This window comes from Streptomyces sp., from assembly GCF_035645055.1.
Lineage (GTDB): Bacteria > Actinomycetota > Actinomycetes > Streptomycetales > Streptomycetaceae > Streptomyces.
On sequence record NZ_DASQNH010000020.1, the window covers coordinates 50,907 to 68,931 of the forward strand.

The 18,025-nt window shown below is 72.3% G+C and carries 17 protein-coding genes and 1 pseudogene; 2 read left to right on the forward strand and 16 right to left on the reverse strand.

Annotated elements, in window-relative coordinates; genetic code table 11:
* Positions 1-7 precede the first annotated feature (7 nt).
* The 10 genes and pseudogenes from VE614_RS06350 to mnmA all read right to left on the reverse strand — a co-directional run bounded on the left by VE614_RS06350 (position 8) and on the right by mnmA (position 11,849).
* A complete protein-coding gene (locus VE614_RS06350) occupies positions 8-247 on the reverse strand; it encodes a hypothetical protein (RefSeq protein ID WP_086172035.1) in 240 nt (79 codons plus the stop codon).
* Positions 244-1,737 carry an Asp-tRNA(Asn)/Glu-tRNA(Gln) amidotransferase subunit GatA gene (gene gatA / locus VE614_RS06355; protein ID WP_324933397.1) on the reverse strand — a complete coding sequence of 498 codons (1,494 nt, stop codon included), beginning with the start codon at positions 1,735-1,737 and terminating at the stop codon, positions 244-246. Before gatA ends, VE614_RS06350 begins: the two co-directional genes overlap by 4 nt.
* A gap of 6 nt (positions 1,738-1,743) precedes the next feature.
* Entirely contained in the window at positions 1,744-2,040 is a 297-nt protein-coding gene (gene gatC, locus VE614_RS06360; protein ID WP_004925108.1) for an Asp-tRNA(Asn)/Glu-tRNA(Gln) amidotransferase subunit GatC, read from the reverse strand.
* Between the two features lie 238 nt (positions 2,041-2,278).
* Positions 2,279-4,513: a bifunctional diguanylate cyclase/phosphodiesterase gene (locus VE614_RS06365; protein ID WP_324933403.1), complete on the reverse strand. Its 2,235-nt coding sequence runs from the start codon at positions 4,511-4,513 to the stop codon at positions 2,279-2,281.
* 258 nt (positions 4,514-4,771) lie between these two features.
* Complete coding sequence (ligA, locus tag VE614_RS06370) at positions 4,772-6,964, reverse strand: NAD-dependent DNA ligase LigA (RefSeq protein ID WP_324933406.1); 2,193 nt, start codon at positions 6,962-6,964, stop codon at positions 4,772-4,774.
* Positions 6,965-6,979: 15 nt separating this feature from the next.
* Complete coding sequence (locus VE614_RS06375; RefSeq protein ID WP_324933410.1) at positions 6,980-7,987, reverse strand: methionine synthase; 1,008 nt, start codon at positions 7,985-7,987, stop codon at positions 6,980-6,982.
* Positions 7,988-8,519: 532 nt separating this feature from the next.
* Positions 8,520-9,209 carry an SDR family oxidoreductase gene (locus tag VE614_RS06380; RefSeq protein WP_324933413.1) on the reverse strand — a complete coding sequence of 230 codons (690 nt, stop codon included), beginning with the start codon at positions 9,207-9,209 and terminating at the stop codon, positions 8,520-8,522.
* Between the two features lie 27 nt (positions 9,210-9,236).
* Positions 9,237-9,774 (reverse strand): annotated as a pseudogene (locus VE614_RS06385) (TIGR00730 family Rossman fold protein).
* A gap of 49 nt (positions 9,775-9,823) precedes the next feature.
* The gene (locus VE614_RS06390) at positions 9,824-10,651 is read right to left on the reverse strand and encodes a hypothetical protein (protein ID WP_324933416.1); all 828 of its coding nucleotides are present in this window, start codon (positions 10,649-10,651) and stop codon (positions 9,824-9,826) included.
* 64 nt (positions 10,652-10,715) lie between these two features.
* Positions 10,716-11,849: a tRNA 2-thiouridine(34) synthase MnmA gene (gene mnmA, locus VE614_RS06395; RefSeq protein WP_324933419.1), complete on the reverse strand. Its 1,134-nt coding sequence runs from the start codon at positions 11,847-11,849 to the stop codon at positions 10,716-10,718.
* 78 nt (positions 11,850-11,927) lie between these two features.
* Between mnmA and VE614_RS06400 the strand changes: the two genes are divergently transcribed.
* Positions 11,928-12,593, forward strand: coding sequence for an N-acetylmuramoyl-L-alanine amidase (locus tag VE614_RS06400; RefSeq protein ID WP_324933422.1), 666 nt, complete (start codon positions 11,928-11,930; stop codon positions 12,591-12,593).
* Between the two features lie 315 nt (positions 12,594-12,908).
* Here the strand turns inward: VE614_RS06400 and VE614_RS06405 are convergent, their stop codons facing one another.
* The 3 genes from VE614_RS06405 to VE614_RS06415 form a co-directional block, all read right to left on the reverse strand.
* Positions 12,909-14,072: a cysteine desulfurase family protein gene (locus VE614_RS06405; RefSeq protein WP_324933425.1), complete on the reverse strand. Its 1,164-nt coding sequence runs from the start codon at positions 14,070-14,072 to the stop codon at positions 12,909-12,911.
* Between the two features lie 61 nt (positions 14,073-14,133).
* Positions 14,134-14,400, reverse strand: coding sequence for a DUF4190 domain-containing protein (locus VE614_RS06410; RefSeq protein WP_324933428.1), 267 nt, complete (start codon positions 14,398-14,400; stop codon positions 14,134-14,136).
* A 32-nt stretch (positions 14,401-14,432) separates the two neighbouring features.
* Positions 14,433-14,597 carry a hypothetical protein gene (locus VE614_RS06415; protein ID WP_324933431.1) on the reverse strand — a complete coding sequence of 55 codons (165 nt, stop codon included), beginning with the start codon at positions 14,595-14,597 and terminating at the stop codon, positions 14,433-14,435.
* Positions 14,598-14,712: 115 nt separating this feature from the next.
* Between VE614_RS06415 and VE614_RS06420 the strand changes: the two genes are divergently transcribed.
* Complete coding sequence (locus VE614_RS06420; RefSeq protein WP_324933434.1) at positions 14,713-15,348, forward strand: TetR family transcriptional regulator; 636 nt, start codon at positions 14,713-14,715, stop codon at positions 15,346-15,348.
* 3 nt (positions 15,349-15,351) lie between these two features.
* Here VE614_RS06420 and VE614_RS06425 read toward each other — a convergent pair whose 3' ends face one another.
* The 3 genes from VE614_RS06425 to VE614_RS06435 form a co-directional block, all read right to left on the reverse strand.
* Positions 15,352-16,317: a YafY family protein gene (locus VE614_RS06425; RefSeq protein ID WP_324933437.1), complete on the reverse strand. Its 966-nt coding sequence runs from the start codon at positions 16,315-16,317 to the stop codon at positions 15,352-15,354.
* Between the two features lie 151 nt (positions 16,318-16,468).
* Positions 16,469-17,311: a thioesterase family protein gene (locus tag VE614_RS06430; protein WP_324933441.1), complete on the reverse strand. Its 843-nt coding sequence runs from the start codon at positions 17,309-17,311 to the stop codon at positions 16,469-16,471.
* Positions 17,312-17,336: 25 nt separating this feature from the next.
* Positions 17,337-18,014, reverse strand: a complete 678-nt coding sequence (locus VE614_RS06435) for a trimeric intracellular cation channel family protein (RefSeq protein ID WP_324933444.1) — start codon at positions 18,012-18,014, stop codon at positions 17,337-17,339.
* Between the last annotated feature and the right edge of the window lie 11 nt (positions 18,015-18,025).

The following is an 18,025-nucleotide window of genomic DNA, read 5'->3' on the forward strand; positions in this document are numbered from 1 at the left end:
TTCCCTCTCAGCCCAGCAGGACGTCGTCGTCGCCCAGCCGCTTCAGCTCGCGGTAGAGGATGGCGAGGCCGGTGGCGATGGCGGCGGCGGACACGGCGGCGTCGAGCAGACGGAGCGTGTCGCTCTCGGCTCGGGCGAGCTTCGCCTGCTTCGCGACGCTGAACGCGCCGAACGCGGTGGTGGCCATGGACAGGTACAGGCCGTTCTTGGACTTCTTGAAGCCCTTGGCCTTCGACAGCTTGCTCACAGCGACGGAGCCTCCTCGAGAAGCGGGTGGCCCCACTTTTCCACGAAGGCGGCCTCGACGGCGGCTCCGACCTTGTACAGGCGGTCGTCCTGCATCGCCGGGGCGATGATCTGCAGGCCCACCGGGAGGTTGTCCTCCGGGGCGAGACCGCAGGGCAGCGACATGGCCGCGTTGCCCGCCAGGTTGGTCGGGATGGTGCACAGGTCCGCGAGGTACATCGCCATCGGGTCGTCGGCGCGCTCGCCGATCGCGAAGGCGGTGGTCGGCGTGGTCGGCGAGACGATGACGTCGACCTGCTCGAACGCCTTCTCGAAGTCCCGCGTGATGAGCGTGCGGACCTTCTGGGCGCTGCCGTAGTACGCGTCGTAGTAGCCGGAGCTGAGCGCGTACGTGCCGAGCATGATGCGGCGCTTGACCTCGGGGCCGAAGCCCGCCTCACGGGTGAGGGAGGTGACCTCCTCGGCGGAGTGCGTGCCGTCGTCGCCGGTCCGCAGGCCGTAGCGCAGGCCGTCGAAGCGGGCGAGGTTGGAGGAGCACTCGGACGGGGCGATCAGGTAGTACGCCGACAGGGCGAGGTCGAAGGACGGGCAGTCCAGCTCGACGATCTCGGCGCCCAGCTTCTTCAGCAGCTCGACGGACTCGTCGAAGCGCTGGATGACGCCGGCCTGGTAGCCCTCGCCGCGGAACTGCTTGACCACACCGACGCGCATGCCCGCGACGCTGCCGTTGCGGGCGGCCTCGACGACCGGCGGGACCGGGGCGTCGATGGAGGTGGAGTCCAGCGGGTCGTGCCCGGCGATCACCTCGTGCAGCAGCGCCGCGTCCAGGACCGTGCGGGCGCAGGGGCCGCCCTGGTCGAGGGAGGAGGAGAACGCGACCATGCCGTAACGGGACACGGCCCCGTACGTCGGCTTCACACCGACCGTGCCGGTGACGGCGGCCGGCTGGCGGATGGAGCCGCCGGTGTCGGTGCCGATGGCGAGCGGGGCCTCGAAGGCGGCGAGCGCGGCGGAGGAACCGCCGCCGGATCCGCCGGGGATCCTGGTGAGGTCCCAGGGGTTGCCGGTCGGCCCGTACGCGCTGTTCTCGGTGGAGGACCCCATGGCGAACTCGTCCATGTTGGTCTTGCCGAGGATGACGACGTCGGCGGCCTTCAGCTTGCGCGTGACGGTCGCGTCGTACGGCGGGATCCAGCCCTCGAGGATCTTCGACCCGACGGTCGTCGGGACCCCCTCGGTGGTGAAGATGTCCTTCAGCGCGAGAGGCACACCGGCCAGCGGGCCGAGCTTCTCCCCCCGCTCCCGCTTCTCGTCGACCGCGCGGGCCTGCGCGAGCGCGCCCTCACGGTCGATGTGCAGGAAGGCGTGCACCTTCTCGTCGACGGCCTCGATCCGGGCCAGATGCGCCTCGGTCACCTCGACGGCGGTCAGCTCGCCGGAGGCGATCTTCGCGGCGATCTCGGCCGCGGTCAGCTTGATGATGTCCGTCATGACGGATTACTCCTCCCCCAGGATCTGCGGCACCTTGAAACGCTGCTGCTCCTGGGCCGGGGCGCCGGAGAGCGCCTGCTCGGGGGTGAGCGACGGGCGGACCTCGTCCGGGCGCATGACGTTCGTCAGCGGGAGCGGGTGCGAGGTCGGCGGTACGTCTTGGTCGGCGACCTCGCTGACGCGGGCGACCGCGCCGATGATGTCGTCCAGCTGTCCCGCGAAGTGGTCAAGCTCTTCGGGCTTCAGCTCCAGACGCGCCAGCCGGGCGAGGTGGGCGACCTCCTCGCGCGTGATGCCAGGCATGCAGCGATCCTCTGGGGTGAGTGTGAGTGTTTTGGCCCAATCCTATGGGGCGCCGCCCCATGCCCGTGAAACGGTTTCCCGTGAGGGGGGCGAGGGACGGCACCCGGTCCCGCCCAGGGGCGCGGGGACCGCGTACGGCCGGTGAACCCACGGGGCCCCAGCCCGCCCGGGGCGCGGGGAACTGCGCGAGAAGCCACAGCGCACCCGCGGCCGACCGCCGACCGGACCCGGCGCTTCCCTATTCGTCCCCGGCCACCGCGGGCAACGCCGCGGCGGGCCGCTGCCATCCGCGGGTCCCGCGCGCCCGCAGCCAGGCCGTGGTCTCCTCGGGAGGCATCGCCGCGGCGACCAGCCAGCCCTGTACGGCGTCGCAGCCCAGGTCGCGCAGGCGTTCCCAGGTCTCGTCGTCCTCGACGCCCTCGGCGACCACGAGCAGGCCGAGGGAGTGGGCGAGGTCGACGGTGCAGCGCACGATCTCGGCGTCCTCGGTGTCGACGGCGAGCCGGGCCACGAAGGAGCGGTCGATCTTCAGCTCGCTGACCGGGAGGCGGCGCAGGTGGACGAGGGAGGAGTAGCCGGTGCCGAAGTCGTCGAGGGACATCTTCACACCGTGGCCGGTGAGCCCCGCGAGGGTGTCGGCGGCGCGCTGCGGGTCCTCCAGGAGGACGTGCTCGGTGATCTCCAGCTGGAGTGCCCCGGCGGGGACGCCGTGGCGGGCGAGGCGGGCGGCGACCGAGCCGGCGAAGCCGGGAGTGTGCACGTCGCGCGGGGAGACGTTGACGGCGACCGGGACGAACAGGCCCTGGGAGCGCCACTCGGCGACCTGGGCGAGCGCCGTCTCCAGCACGTACTCGGTGAGGTGGGGCATCAGCCCGGAGGACTCGGCGATGGCTATGAACTCGTCCGGCGGCACCTTGCCGCGCTCGGGGTGCACCCAGCGCACCAGCGCCTCCAGGCCCGCCACCTGGCCGTCGAAGCGGACCTTGGGCTGGTAGTGCAGCTGGACCTCGTGGGCGTCCAGCGCCCGGCGCAGGTCGGCGAGGAGGCCGAGCCGGTCGGGAGTGTTCGAGTCCCGCTTGGACTCGTAGACCTCGACGCCCGTGCGGTCCCGCTTCGCCTGGTACATGGCCACGTCCGCGCGGCGCAGCAGTCCCTCCGCGTCGAGCGCGTGGTCGGGGAAGACGGCGACCCCGGCGCTGGCCTCCAGGACGAGGGTGAGCCCGTCGAGGTCGAGCGGGGAGCTGAGGGCGGCCACGAGGCCACGGGCGATGCGGATGGCGGAGGTGGTGGAGTCGGCGACCGGCAGTAAGACGGCGAACTCGTCGCCGCCGAGCCGGGCGACTTCCGCGCCGCGCGGCAGGGCCAGCCGCAGCCGGTCGGCGGTCTGCAGCAACAGCCGGTCACCGGCCAGATGCCCGAGGGTGTCGTTGACCGATCGGAAACGGTCGAGGTCGATCAGCACCAGGGCGGCCCGGGCGCCGATGCGCTCGGCGTCGTCGAGGGCGGTCCAGATGCGTTCCAGCAGCCACTGCCGGTTGGGCAGACCGGTGAGCGGGTCGCGCAGTTGTTCCTCGGCGCGGGCCCGGGCTATCCACAGGGTGGAGTCGAGGGCGATCAGCGGGATGGAGAACAGCGGGAGCAGGATCGGCTTGGCGACGGCGACGACACAGACCAGCGGGGCGATGCCGAGCAGGGCGATCGCGACGAGGCCCTGCCGGACCAGGGCGGTGCGGGCGACGGTGGGCAGGCCGCCGGCGCGGGGCGCGTGCAGGCGCCACAGCAGGATGCGGGTCACCAGGAGGTAGGCGACCGCGACCAGCACCACCTCGGGGGCGGTGTAGAGCGTCCAGGAGTCGGGGTTCCAGGGCTGCTCGACGGACGGCACCCGGCCAAAGGCGAAGAGGATCAGCGCGCCGGCGCCGATGCCGAGGATGTCGACCGCGCCGTGCAGGGCCCCCTGCCGCCAGCGGTGGCGCCGGGCTATGCCGACCAGCACGACGACGGTCAGGCTCACCATGCCGGCCGGCACCCAGCCGTACAGCAGCAGCACGGCCAGGGTGAGGGCGGCGCCCGAGCCGGTCCCGCCCCACCAGCGGGCGCGGCCGAGGAGGACCAGGTGGCCGACGATGACGCCGGTCAGCAGGGCCAGTGACCAGCCGGCCGTGCCGGATGGGAAGAGCGGGTGATGGCCGGTGAAGGCCCCCAGGAAACCCGCGCCGAGCGCGAACCCGGCGGCGGCGACGACGGCCGCGTGCAGCGCGGGCCAGGACAGGTGCCGTTCGCCGTCGGCTCCCGTCGGCCCGGTGCCGCGTACGGCGGTCAGCGGTACGGTGCCGGGGCCGTCCGCGACGGCGGACGCTGCCGGGGCACGTTCGCGCGCGCCCGCACCCCGGGCGGGCCGGCGGCCGCCTCGCCAGACGCCGGCCAACCGGCGCAGCCGTGAATCCGGGGCGGCGCTCTCGGTCGGTTCCATTCCCGTCCCTCTCACAGCCGGCGGTGCCCACGCCACGCGGCCCGATGCCCGACAACCTTCAGCGGCGCCGCGTGGGAAAACCCTTTTCCGCGCTCCTCAGGAGCAGGGGATGCCCCAACCGCAGCCGGGCACGGCGGGCGCACATCTCAACAGTAGGCCGCGGAAGGCTTCCACGGGCAGCGGTCGTCGACGGTTGCCCGAATGCGCCCCAGCCGCCCGTATGCATCCGATATGCGCCGATCGGGTGGCCTTCAACCGCTACTCCTCGACCGGGAGCGCGGCCTCAGACGCCGCCTCAGGCCCCTGCTCCAGCAGGACGTTGAAGCCGTCCTCGCTCAGAACCGGCACCTTCAGCTGCATCGCCTTGTCATATTTCGATCCCGGGTTGTCACCCACAACGACGAACGACGTCTTCTTCGAAACCGAACCGGTCACCTTGGCACCCCGGCTCTGCAGGGCGTCCTTGGCGCCGTCACGCGTGAAGTGCTCCAGGGTGCCGGTGACGACGACGGTCAGGCCCTCCAGCGGGCGCGGACCCTCCTCCTCGCCGGTGCGCTCGTCCTCCATGCGCACGCCGGCCGCGCGCCACTTGCGCAGGATCTCCTGGTGCCACTCCTCGGCGAACCACTCCTTGAGGGAGGAGGCGATGATCGCCCCGACCCCCTCGGTGCCCGCCAGCTCCTCCTCGGTCGCCTGTTGGATCCGCTCGATGGAACGGAACTCGCGGGCCAGCGCCTCGGCGGCGACCGGCCCGACATGGCGGATCGACAGGCCGGTGAGGACGCGGGCGAGCGGGCGCCGCTTGGCCGCGGCGATGTTCTCCAGCATGGCGAGGGCGTTCTTCTTGGGCTCGCCCTGCTGGTTGGCGAAGACCGTGACGATCTTCTCCTCGCCGGTCTTCGGGTCCCGCTTCGGCAGACCGCTGTCCTGGTCGAGGACGTACGCCTTGATCGGCAGCAGCTGCTCCACGGTGAGGTCGAAGAGATCGCCCTCGTCCTTCAGCGGCGGGTCCGCGGGCTCCAGCGGCTTGGTGAGGGCGGCGGCGGCGACATAGCCGAAGTGCTCGATGTCCAGCGCCTTGCGCCCGGCGAGGTAGAACAGACGCTCGCGCAACTGTGCGGGGCACGTACGGGAGTTCGGGCAGCGTAGGTCGACGTCGCCCTCCTTCATCGGGCGCAGCGGCGTCCCGCACTCGGGGCACTCGGCCGGCATCACGAACTCGCGCTCGGTGCCGTCGCGCAGGTCCACGACCGGGCCCAGGATCTCCGGGATGACGTCCCCGGCCTTGCGCAGCACCACCGTGTCCCCGATCAGGACACCCTTGGCCTTGACCACGTCCTGGTTGTGCAGGGTGGCGAACTCGACCTCCGAGCCGGCGACCGTCACCGGCTCGACCTGGGCGTACGGCGTGACGCGGCCGGTACGGCCGACACCCACGCGGATGTTCACCAGCTTGGTGTTGACCTCCTCCGGCGCGTACTTGTACGCGATCGCCCAGCGGGGAGCGCGGGAGGTGGAACCCAGCCGCCCCTGGAGCGGGATCTCGTCGAGCTTGACGACCACACCGTCGATCTCGTGCTCCACGGAGTGACGGTTCTCGCCGTAGTAGGCGATGAACTCCCGTACGCCGTCGAGGTCGTCGACCACCTTGTTGTGCCGGGAGGTGGGCAGGCCCCAGCTGCGCAGCAGGTCGTACGCCTCGGAGAGGCGGGTCAGGCCGGCGAAGCCCTCCAGGGCGCCGATGCCGTGCACCACCATGTGCAGCGGGCGGGTGGCGGTGACCCGGGGATCCTTCTGGCGCAGCGAGCCCGCGGCCGCGTTGCGCGGGTTGGCGAAGGGCTTGTCTCCGGCCGCGATCAGCCGGGCGTTGAGCCCCTCGAACTTCTCCATCGGGAAGTAGACCTCGCCGCGGATCTCCACCAGGTCCGGGACGCGGTCGCCGGTGAGGCGGTCCGGGATCTCCGCGATCGTCCGCACGTTCGGCGTGATGTCCTCGCCGGTACGGCCGTCGCCACGGGTCGCCGCGCGCGTGAGGCGGCCGTGCTCGTAGGTGAGGTTGACGGCCAGGCCGTCGACCTTCAGCTCGCACAGGAAGTGGTGCGGGGCGCTGCCCACGTCCTTGTGGACGCGCTCGGCCCAGGCGGCCAGCTCCAGGTCGTCGAAGGCGTTGTCCAGCGACAGCATCCGCTGGCGGTGCTCGACGGAGGTGAACTCCGTCTCGTAGGCCCCGGCGACCTTCTGGGTCGGGGAGTCCGGGGTGCGCAGCTCCGGGTGCTCGTCCTCCAGGGCCTCCAGCGAACGCAGGAGCTTGTCGAACTCCGCGTCGCTGATGACGGGAGCGTCCTTCACGTAGTACCGGAAGCGGTGCTCCTCGATCTGCTCAGCGAGCTGCGCGTGCTTCTCCCGTGCCTCGGTGGGCACCGTGCTCTCCGCTTGCTTGTCGCCGGCCACCGTGTTGTCCTCCCGTTACTCAGGGTTGTCCGCGAGGGATCTCGCCGCCCGGACGCAGTGGGCGAGGGCCTGGCGCGCGTACTCCGGGGAAGCCCCCGCGAGGCCGCACGTCGGCGTGACCGTGACCGCCTCCGCGAGAAGCGCCGGTGACAGCCCCAGCCTGCGCCACAGCGTCCTGACACCCATGACGCTACCGGCAGGGTCTGACAATCGGCCGTCCGTGCTCGGCACGACACCGGCGAACAGCCGGGTGCCGCTCTCCACGGCCTCGCCGATCACCTCGTCGTCACGCTCGGTGAGCAGCGAGAAGTCGAAGGAGACCGCCGCGGCACCGGCCCGGCGCAGCAGGGCGAACGGGACGTCCGGGGCGCACGAGTGCACCACCACCGGGCCGTCCCCGTGCACGCCGATCACCTCACGCAGCGTCTGCTCGATGATCTGGCGGTCCACGGCGCGGTGGGTGCGGTACCCGCTGGCGGTCTTCACCTGGCCGCGCAGGACGGCGGTCAGGGACGGTTCGTCGAGCTGGAGCACGAGACGGGCGCCGGGGATGCGGCGGCGGACCTCGTCGAGATGCAGGCGCAGGCCCTCGGCGAGCGAGGCGGCGAGGTCGCGGCAGGCGCCGGGGTCGGAGAGGGCGGCCTCGCCGTTCCTCAGCTCCAGCGCGGCGGCGAGCGTCCACGGGCCGACGGCCTGCACCTTCAGCGGTCCCTCGTAGCCCTGGGTGAACTCCTCAAGGGCGTCCAGGTCCTCGCCGAGCCAGGAGCGGGCGCGCCTGGTGTCCCGGCCCGGGCGGTCGCCGATGCGCCAGCCGCTGGGCTCCACGCGCGCGTACAGCTCGACGAGCATGCCCGCGGTGCGGCCGATCATGTCCGCGCCGGGGCCGCGGGCGGGCAGTTCGGCGAGGTACGGGAAGTCCTCGAAGGAGCCGGTGATCGTCTTGGCGGCCTCGCGGGCGTCGCCGCCGGGCATGGAGCCGACGCCGGTGGCGGGGGCGGGGGTGAACTGGGTGTTTTCACTCACGCGGGAAGCCTATGCCTCCGGCGGTGGAGCGGATTTCGCCCCCGCCGCCCCTACCCGTCCCGTCCCGGGGCGCCGCCCCGGAGCCCCGCTGGGGGCTCCGCCCCCAGGCCCCGGCGGGGGCTTCGCCCCAGCACCTCCACAGGGGGGCGGGGCTGCGCCCCCAGCACCCCCACCGGGGCTGCGCCCCGGACCCCGGGCGGGGCTCCGCCCCTGCGCCCCACCTGGGGCTGCGCCCCAGACCCCCTTCGGCCCTGGACGGGCCTCGTCCTCAAACGCCGGACGGGCTGCTTGCAGCCGACCTCGGGGCGTCCCGCCGGACAAGCGGGCTTGGAACCGCGCTCGTGGAGCGACCCGGCGGGCGGGCTGCTTGCAGCCGGGCTCGGGGAGCGCCCGCCCGACAAGCTGCTTGCAGCCAACCTGGAGGAGCGACCCCCGGACAGGCGGGCTTGCAACCGCGCTCGTGGGGGCGTCCCGCCGGGCGGGCTGGTTGCGGCCGGGCTCGGTGGGGCGTCGTGCCGGGTGCTGCGGGGGCTCAGCGGCCCGGGCGTACCGTCACGTCGTTGATCTCCGCGTCCCTCGGCAGGTCGAGGGACAGGAGGATGGTCGTCGCGACCGACTCGGGGTCGATCCACTTCGACGGGTCGTAGTCCTTGCCCTCCTGCTGGTGGACCTTGGCCTGCATGGGGCTGGCGGTGCGGCCCGGGTAGACGGAGGTGACCCGGATGCCGCTCGCGTGTTCCTCGTGGCGCAGGGAGTCGGCGAGGGCCTTCAGGCCGTGCTTCGAGGCGGCGTAGGCGGACCAGTCGGCGTGCGCGTTGAGGCCGGCGCCGGAGTTGACGAAGATCACGTGGCCGCGCGTGGCCCGCAGCTGGGGCAGGAAGTGGCGGGTCAGCTCGGCGGGCGCGATCAGGTTGACGTTGAGCTGGTGGCGCCAGGACTTGGGGGTGAGGTCGCCGACCCGGCCCAGCTCGACCACGCCCGCGATGTGCAGCAGCGAGTCGACCCGGTCCGGGAGGCTCTGGTGGGAGAAGGCCCAGCTCAGCTTGTCGGGTTCGGAGAGGTCGCCGACGAGGGTGCGGGCGCCGGGGAACTCCGCGGCCAGCTCCTTGGCGCGGGCCGCGTCCCGCGCGTGCAGGACCAGTTCGTCCCCGCGCGCGTGCAGGCGGCGGGCGACGGCCGCGCCGATGCCGGAGCCCGCTCCGGTGATCACATGTGTAGCCATGCCCGCCATGCTCGCATCACCGCGCGGTCAGGCGATGCCCTGGCTCTCCTCCAGGTATGCCAGCGCGCCCACGGGCTCCTCGGCGAAGAACACCAGGTCGGTCAGCGGGCGGGGCAGGAAGCCTTCGTCCTCCATGCGCCGGAACTGCGCCTTGAGGCCGTCGTAGAAGCCCGCGGTGTTCAGCAGGACGACCGGCTTCTCGGTCTTGCCGTGCTTCTTCAGCCAGGATCTCGGTCGCCTCGTCCAGCGTCCCGGTGCCGCCCACCATGATCACCACGGCGTCGGACTTCTCCAGGAGCAGCCGCTTGCGCTCGCCGAGGTCCCGCGCGATGACCATCTCGTCGGCGCCCGGGCGCGCCTTGGCGGCCAGGAAGTCCACGGAGACGCCGACGAGCCGGCCGCCCGCCTCCTGCACGCCGTCCGCGACGACCTTCATCAGGCCGACGTCGGAACCGCCCCAGACGAGCGTGTGCCCGCCCTTGCCCAGGAGTTCGGCGAACTCCCGCGCGGGGCGGGTGTAACGGTCGTCGAGGTCGGCGGCGGAGAGGAAGACGCAGATGTTCATGGCGCCCACGGTACGGGTTCCCCGTCCGCCGCCGGCCGCGGACGAGGTGTCAGCGCACGTCGACGTAGTCGCCGTTGGTGGCGTACGCGCCCGTGACGGAGTTCCCGGCGTAATACCAGCGCCAGGTGCCGTCCTTGCCGGCGGTGACCGTGGTCTTCAGGGCGCCCGCGGACGTGGTCGAGACCGTCTTGACGTTGGTGTACGTCGTGGTGCCCGCGGCCTTGAACTGGAGGGTGACCTTCTGCCCGCCGTACAGGTCGTAGCGGTGCGTGTTCCAGTTGGCGCGCTTCAGGGTGCCCTTGACGGTGATCGGCTTGCCCTTGGTGACCGGCTCGGGGCCCGCGTCGGCGCTCGCGATGACCGACGCGCGCTTGAGGCGGGTGGTGTAGGAGAGCAGGTCGGTGTCGTAGCCGCCGCCGGGCTTGATCGCCGTGGCGACGGTCTTCCAGGTGGTGGCGTCGCTGTTGACGAGCTTCTTGCCGCCGGCGAGCTTGTCCGGGTCGACCTGGAGCGACTCGTCGCAGTCGTAGTAGGTGTAGCCGCCCGCCGCGGACTGCCGGCAGCTCCACTGGATCCACCCGTTGGCCAGCACGGTCTCGGTCCCGTCGAGGGTGCCCCGGTAGACCGAGACCCACCAGTCGTCCAGCTTGACCTTCGTCTTCACCGTGTAGGTCAGCGGCACCTCGATCTGGGTGCCGGTGCCCAGGACGATCGGCTTGCCCTTGTTGACGACCACGTTCGAGAACGTGATGTCGCTGTCGGCCGCGTGCGCGCTCGGAGCCGTGAGCAGCGTGCCCGCGAGCGCCGTGCCGGCGGTCGCGGCAACGGTCACCGCGCGGCGCGCGGCCGGAAGTCTGCGCTGTTTCCGCAGAGTCATGTCCCACCCCTGATGTATGCCTGTGAGCACCGGACGATCGTCCGCCCGGTGCGGGCACTTTAGATCATGAGTGCGACAGCTCGGGCGCGCGCGTGGTCGACGCGATCGTCGCCGAGCCCACCACGCGGGTGCCGTCGTAGAGCACGATCGCCTGGCCCGGGGCGACGCCGCGGACCGGCTCGGTGAAGCGGACCCGCAGTTCGCCGTCGATCACCTCCGCCGTCACCTCCGTCTCGCCCCCGTGAGCGCGCAGCTGGGCGGTGTAGGTGCCGGGTCCGGTGGGGGCGGTGCCGCACCAGCGGGGCTTGATCGCGGTCAGGGCGGAGACGTCCAGGGCCTCGGCCGGACCCACTGTGACGGTGTTGTTCACGGGCGAGATGTCGAGGACGTAGCGCGGCTTGCCGTCGGGGGCCGGGGTGCCGATGCGCAGGCCCTTGCGCTGGCCGATGGTGAAGCCGAAGGCGCCCTCGTGGGTGCCCAGCTTGTTGCCCGCCTCGTCGACGATGTCGCCCTCCGCCTTGCCCAGGCGGCGGGCGAGGAAGCCCTGGGTGTCGCCGTCGGCGATGAAGCAGATGTCGTGCGAGTCGGGCTTCTTCGCGACCGACAGGCCGCGGCGCTCGGCCTCCGCGCGGATCTCGTCCTTGGTGGTGACCGTGTCGCCGAGCGGGAACATCGCGTGCGCCAGCTGCCTGTCGTCCAGGACGCCGAGGACGTACGACTGGTCCTTGGCCATGTCGGAGGCGCGGTGCAGCTCGCGGGTGCCGTCCTGGCGGACGATGACCTTCGCGTAGTGGCCGGTGCAGACCGCGTCGAAGCCGAGGGCCAGCGCCTTGTCCAGCAGCGCGGCGAACTTGATCTTCTCGTTGCAGCGCAGGCACGGGTTGGGGGTGCGGCCCGCCTCGTACTCGGCGACGAAGTCCTCGACGACGTCCTCGCGGAAGCGGTCGGCGAGGTCCCAGACGTAGAACGGGATGCCGATGACGTCCGCCGCGCGGCGGGCGTCCCGGGAGTCCTCGATGGTGCAACAGCCCCGCGCGCCCGTGCGGAAGGACTGGGGGTTCGCAGAGAGCGCGAGGTGGACGCCGGTCACGTCGTGGCCTGCCTCGGCCGCACGGGCGGCGGCGACGGCGGAGTCCACACCGCCGGACATGGCGGCGAGGACGCGGAGCGGGCGGGAGCGCTGCGGGGTGTCAGTCATAACCCTTCCAGGGTACGGGGGCGCGGCAGGGTACGGGGGCGCGGGAACCGCAGGCCGCGGGTATCCGTTCTGGATCACATGGGAGAGACGAAGGACGGCTCGCGGCGGCGGATCGGGCGCCGGTCGCTGATCGTGGGCGGGGCGGCGGCCGTGCTGGGCACGGGCGCCGTGCTGGCGCGCGACGAGCTGTCACGGCTGTGGTGGCAGGTGCCGGGCGTGCGCAAGCCACGGGAGGAGGGCGCGGTCGACTACCGGGGCGCGCGCTGGGTGGCGGCCTCCTCGGCCAACTTCCGCTGGGCGGACCGGCCGGACGACTACGCGATAGAGATGGTGGTCGTCCATGTCACCCAGGGCAGCTTCGACAGCGCGGTGAAGGTCTTCCAGGATCCGGAGCACGGCGCGGCGTCGCACTACATCGTCGGGCAGGACGGCCGGGTCGCCCAGATGATCCGCGAGCTGGACGTGGCGTACCACGCGGGCAACCGGGACTACAACGAGCGCAGCATCGGCATCGAGCACGCCGGTTTCGTCGACCGCCCGCAGGACTTCACCGACGCGATGTACGCCGCGTCGGCCCGGCTGACGGCGGGGATCTGCCGGCGGTACGACATCCCGGTCGACCGGGAGCACATCATCGGACACGTGGAGGTGCCGGGGACGGACCACACGGATCCGGGGCCGCACTGGGACTGGGACCGGTATCTGAGGCTGGTGCGGCAGGCGCGTACGGCGTCGACGGCGTAAGCCCGTCAGGAAATCTCCGATTCAGCCCGATTTACCTATTCCATTCCCTCGCTGCCGTTCTATCCTGTTACTAGGCCTACGGGACGAGTGAGGGAGTTCGACCGGAGTTGCCGACTTTGGCGAGACGCTCAGGCATCCGCCAGTGCCGACGTCGACGGTCGGGCTGAGAGGCCGGAAGGTCGGGGAGACCGGACGGCGACCCCCAGCCACCTGATCCGGGCAATACCGGCGAAGGGAACCCGTCTCGTAGGTCCCTTTCGTGTGCCCGGGCTCGGTACCTTTCGCGCGCCCGGCGAGCCGATCCCCTTCCCGCGTCTACGTGAGCCCCGCCGCCCGCGCCCGCTCCACCGCCGGGCCGATGGCCTCGGCGACCGCCTCCACATCGGCGGCCGTGGAGGTGTGCCCGAGGGAGAAGCGCAGGGTGCCGCGGGCCAGGTCCGGATCGGTGCCGGTGGCGAGCAGCACATGGCTGGGCTGGGCGACGCCCGCGGTGCAGGCGGATCCGGTGGAGCACTCGATGCCCTGGGCGTCCAGGAGCAGCAGCAGGGAGTCGCCCTCGCAGCCGGGGAAGGTGAAGTGGGCGTTGGCGGGAAGCCGGTCGACCGGGTCGCCGCCGAGGATCGCGTCGGGGACGGCCGTACGGACGGCCGCGACCAGGTCGTCGCGCAGGGCGCCGATCTCCCGGGCGAAGCGCTCGCGGTGCTCGGCCGCGTGCCGTCCGGCCACCGCGAAGGAGGCGATCGCGGGGACGTCGAGGGTGCCGGAGCGCACATGCCGCTCCTGGCCGCCGCCGTGCAGCACGGGGACGGGGGCGTACTCCCGGCCCAGCAGCAGGGCGCCGATGCCGTACGGGCCGCCGATCTTGTGACCGGAGACGGTCATCGCGGCGAGTCCGGAGGCACCGAAGTCGACCGGCAGCTGGCCGACCGCCTGGACCGCGTCGGCGTGCAGCGGGACGCCGAACTCGGCGGCGGCCTCGGCCAGTTCGCGAACCGGCAGGACCGTGCCGATCTCGTTGTTCGCCCACATCACGGTGGCGAGGGCCACGTCGTCGGGGTCGCGGGCGATGGCCTCGCGCAGCGCGTCCGGGTGGACCCGGCCGTAGGCGTCCACCGGGAGGTACTCGACGGTGGCGCCCTCGTGCTCGCCGAGCCAGTGGACCGCGTCGAGGACCGCGTGGTGCTCGACGGGGCTGGCGAGGACGCGGGTGCGGGCCGGGTCGGCGTCCCGACGGGCCCAGTACAGGCCCTTGACGGCGAGGTTGTCGGCCTCGGTGCCGCCGGAGGTGAAGACCACCTCGCTGGGGCGGGCGCCCAGGGCCTCGGCGAGGGTCTCCCGGGCTTCCTCGACGGTGCGCCGGGCCCGCCGGCCGGACGCGTGCAGGGAGGAGGCGTTGCCCGTGACGCCCAGGTGGGCGGCCAGTGCCTCTGCCGCCTCCGGGAGCATCGGGGTGGTCGCGGCGTGGTCGAGGTATGCCATGGTGACGCCGATTCTACGGCGCGCCGCTCCGCGCACCTCGGCGCCCGGTCTGCCGCCCGGCTCAGAAGCTCCAGGAGACGGTGTTGTCGGCCTGCACGAAGGCGAGCAGCACCAGCAGGTCGGCGACGCCCAGGCCCAGGCCGAGGAGGGCGCGGCCGCGGCGGTGCGTGCCCCGCCACAGGGCGATGCCCGCCAGGGTGATGGCGACGGGCCCCAGGAAGACGTTGAAGACGAGAAGTCCGATCAGTCCGAGGACGAAGGACGCGACGGCCATGCCGTCGGTGTCGCGGATGCCGGTGCGGCGGGTGGCCGGTGCGGTGAGATGCATGTCGGTCAGCTCCCGGTCATGCGTGGGGGTCGTCAGCGGGACGGGGTGTGGCGGCGGGCGTGCCGCTCGCGGGCGGCGAAGACGGCGAGCCAGACGGCGATGACCACGCCGGCCGCGACGGAGAAGGTGAGTGGCGCGTGGGCGACGGTGCCCAGGATCACGCCCAGCAGAAGCAGGGCGGCGACCAGGAAGAGCATGAGGGTTCCCCCCTCTCTCTCGGTGAACGATTCCGGTTACAGTTGTTCACTGACTACCCAGTCTAGCGCGTCTGACGACTTCCCCCTCAGGGAGAACAGTTGTTAACTGCATGGCATGAGTCACACCCTCGGTATCCGGCAGGCCCAGAAGCAGAAGACCCGTCAGGCGCTCCTGGACGCGGCGTTGCTGCTGCTGGAGGAGCAGAGTCTGAGCAGCCTGGGCCTGCGGGAGGTCACCCGCGCCGTCGGTGTCGCCCCGACCGCCTTCTACCGGCACTTCCGCTCCACGGCGGATCTCGGCGTGGCCCTGGTCGAGGAGGCGCTGGGCAGCCTGCACCCGATGATCCGGACGACGGTGTCCGCGGTGGACGACCACGACGAACGCATCACGCGCGCCGTCGGGCTGATCGCCCGTCATGTGGACGCGTACCCCGCACACGTCCGGTTTATCGCCCGAGAACGACATGGCGGAGTACAGCCGGTGCGCGAGGCCATCCGGGAGCAACTGGCCCGGTTCACCGAGGAGGTGAGGACCGAGCTGGCCAAGGACCGGGAGTCCGCGGGCTGGAGCGACGACGACCTGCTGATGCTCGCCGGTCTCTACGTCGACCAGATGCTGAGTACCGCCTCCCTCTTCCTGGAGACCCTGGACGCCCCCGAGGAGGAGCGCCGGCGCGTCACCCGGCTCGCCACCCGCCAGCTCCGCCTGATCGGCATCGGCCGCGCGCACTGGCGGGACCGGACTCCGTGAGGGTCACTCCTCCCCCGCGTACAGCCGGGTGACGGCCGCCGCCCCCCGGGCCAGCTCCGCGCGGACCTCGGGCGGCGAGACCACCTCCACCTGGTCGCCGAACTGGAGCAGCCCGCGGGCCTCGCCCAGGACGCCGTACGACAGCCGGACGGTGACCCACTCGCCGTCGCCGGGGTCGTCGGGACGCTCGGCCAGCCAGGGCGCGGTGATCCGCAGGAAGAGGCCGAGGCGGTCCCGGCGGACCCGGGCGGTGACGTGGAACCCACCGGGGCGCTCCTCCACCCGGCGGCGCAACTCCGTCCAGACGTCGGCGAGTTCCACGCCCGGGCGGCGCCGTACGGGGGCGTCGAGGATCCGCGCGGATCGCACCCGGTCGGCGCGGAACAGCCGTGGCGTCGCCCGCCGGTCGGCGACCAGGTACCAGACCCCCGCCTTGGCGACCAGGCCGTACGGGTCGACGGTGTAGGTGCGCGCCTCGCCGGTGCCGCCGTGCCGGTAGCACAGCCGCAGCCGGCGGTCGGCGAAGACCGCCTCCCGCAGCACGTCCAGGTCGACGTCGGGTTGCGGGCCGCCCAGCCAGCGGGTGGCGTCGACGAGGATCCGCCGTGCGGTGACGTCGGCGGCCGGGCGGTGCGGGGCGGGGAGCGCCGCCATGACCTTGCGCAGGGCGGAGCCGAGCGCGGCGTCCAGGCCGAGGGCCGCGTGGGCGCCCTGCGCGGCCAGGACGAACAGCGCCCGGGACTCGTCGGCGGTCAGTCCGGTGACGTCGGTGCGGAAGCCCGCGAGGAGTTCGATGCCGCCGTGGCGGCCGCGTTCGGCGTAGACCGGGACGCCGGCGGTGGAAAGGGCCTCGATGTCGCGGTAGATCGTGCGGACGGAGACGTCCAGCCTCTCGGCGAGTTCACCGGCCGTTACCCGGCCGCGGGTCTGCAGGAGAAGCAGGATGGACAGGAGGCGGTCGGACTTCACGGCGTCAGGCTACGAGGGTGGGGCCGGTGCGCCCACCGGGGTGCCGTGTCCGGCCGTCGGCGGGTGCGGGCCGTCCGTGGCCGGTCGCGCGGTTCCCCGCGCCCCTGAAGAACCCGCAGGCACCCACCAGCCCCGCAAGCCCCCGGAGCCTCTACAGCCGGGCCCTCGCCAGCTGGCGGGACTGGGCGACCAGGCGGTCGTCGCTGTCCCAGACCTCGGCGTCCTCCTCCAGGAAGCCGCCCGCGAGGTTGCGGGTGGTGATGGCGACGCGCAGCGGGCCGGGGGCCGGGCGGCAGCGGACGTGAACGGTGAGTTCGACCGTGGGCACCCAGCCGGAGAGGCCGAGCTCGAAGGCGGTGGGCGGCAGCGCGTCCACCGCGAGCAGCAGGGCGAAGGGGTCGGCGTCGCGGCCGTCCTTGAGGCCGAACCAGCCCCGCATCTCGCCCTTGCCGGAGGGCGCGCCGAGCGCCCAGCCGAGGGTGGCGGGGTCGAGCTTGAGCATCAGCCGGTCGGTGATGGCGGAACTGCCCGGGACCGGGGCCGGGGCGTCGTCGGGGCCGAAGCACTGGTCGATCGGCGGGATCGCGGGCGGCTTCGCCGTCGTACGGACGTCGTCGGGGAGGGTGGCCAGATCGCCGTAGGAGGCGAGGACGCGGATCCGTTCGACCTCGTTGCCCTGCTCGTCGTACTGGAGGAGGGAGGCCTGGCCGGTGGAGAGGGTGCGGCCGGTGCGCACCACCTCCGTGCGGACGACCGCGGGGCCCGGCTGGGAGGCGGTCAGATAGTGCGCGGAGACGGTGAACGGGTCGGGGTGCGGCAGGGCGTCCGCCAGGGCGCGGCCGAGGACGGCGAGGAGATAGCCGCCGTTGACGGCGTTGATGATGGTCCAGCCGGCGGAGAGGTCGATGTCGTAGACGCCGTCCGCGCGGCGCGTGACGGCCGTGTCACGGTCGAACTCGCTGTCGCCGATCGTCGCCTGGGATGCCTGAGCCATGGCGGTACGGTACAACACAAAATTACTAAGCGGTAGCTTTTGCGGGCTCCTCTTCCCGGACCGTCGACCGCCGGTTCCAGGCCCGCGGCGCCCGCCAGTGGAACCGCATCGCCAGCAGCCGCAGCACGAACGCGGTGACCACGGCGATCCCCGAGGTGACCGTGGTCAGCGCGTCGAACCGGATGCACAGCACCACCATCGCGGCGCCGACCATCGCGGGCACCGCGTACAGGTCGCGGTCCCAGCGCAGCAGCGAGGGCACCTCGTTGGCGAGCACGTCGCGCAGCACACCGCCGCCGACCGCGGTGGCCAGGCCGAGGGCCGCCGAGGCGGTCAGGCCCAGGCCGTACTCGTACGCCTTTATCGTCCCGGAGACGCAGAACAGGCCGAGCCCGGCGGCGTCGAAGACGTTCACTCCGGTCTGGATGCGCTCCACCTGCGGATGGAGGAAGAAGACGAGCAGCGCGGCGAGCAGCGGGGTCAGGAAGTACCCCAGGTCCGTGAAGGCGGCCGGCGGTACGGCGCCGATGATCAGGTCACGGAAGAGCCCGCCGCCCAGCGCGGTGACCTCGGCGAGCACGGCGATGCCGAAGACGTCGAAGTTCTTGCGGACGGCCAGCAGCGCACCGGAGATCGCGAAGACGAAGATGCCGATCAGATCCAGGGTGTGCTGGACGGACGGGGTGAACAGTTGCTGGAGCACCCTGCCATTCT

Bases quoted from the DNA above. Each gene is read 5' to 3' on its own strand.
- gatA (WP_324933397.1), bottom strand. From the start codon at position 1,737: ATGACGGACATCATCAAGCTGACCGCGGCCGAGATCGCCGCGAAGATC.
- gatC (WP_004925108.1), bottom strand. From the start codon at position 2,040: ATGCCTGGCATCACGCGCGAGGAGGTCGCCCACCTCGCCCGGCTGGCG.
- VE614_RS06365 (WP_324933403.1), bottom strand. From the start codon at position 4,513: ATGGAACCGACCGAGAGCGCCGCCCCGGATTCACGGCTGCGCCGGTTG.
- VE614_RS06380 (WP_324933413.1), bottom strand. From the start codon at position 9,209: ATGGCTACACATGTGATCACCGGAGCGGGCTCCGGCATCGGCGCGGCC.
- VE614_RS06390 (WP_324933416.1), bottom strand. From the start codon at position 10,651: ATGACTCTGCGGAAACAGCGCAGACTTCCGGCCGCGCGCCGCGCGGTG.
- mnmA (WP_324933419.1), bottom strand. From the start codon at position 11,849: ATGACTGACACCCCGCAGCGCTCCCGCCCGCTCCGCGTCCTCGCCGCC.
- VE614_RS06400 (WP_324933422.1), top strand. From the start codon at position 11,928: ATGGGAGAGACGAAGGACGGCTCGCGGCGGCGGATCGGGCGCCGGTCG.
- VE614_RS06405 (WP_324933425.1), bottom strand. From the start codon at position 14,072: ATGGCATACCTCGACCACGCCGCGACCACCCCGATGCTCCCGGAGGCG.
- VE614_RS06410 (WP_324933428.1), bottom strand. From the start codon at position 14,400: ATGCATCTCACCGCACCGGCCACCCGCCGCACCGGCATCCGCGACACC.
- VE614_RS06415 (WP_324933431.1), bottom strand. From the start codon at position 14,597: ATGCTCTTCCTGGTCGCCGCCCTGCTTCTGCTGGGCGTGATCCTGGGC.
- VE614_RS06420 (WP_324933434.1), top strand. From the start codon at position 14,713: ATGAGTCACACCCTCGGTATCCGGCAGGCCCAGAAGCAGAAGACCCGT.
- VE614_RS06430 (WP_324933441.1), bottom strand. From the start codon at position 17,311: ATGGCTCAGGCATCCCAGGCGACGATCGGCGACAGCGAGTTCGACCGT.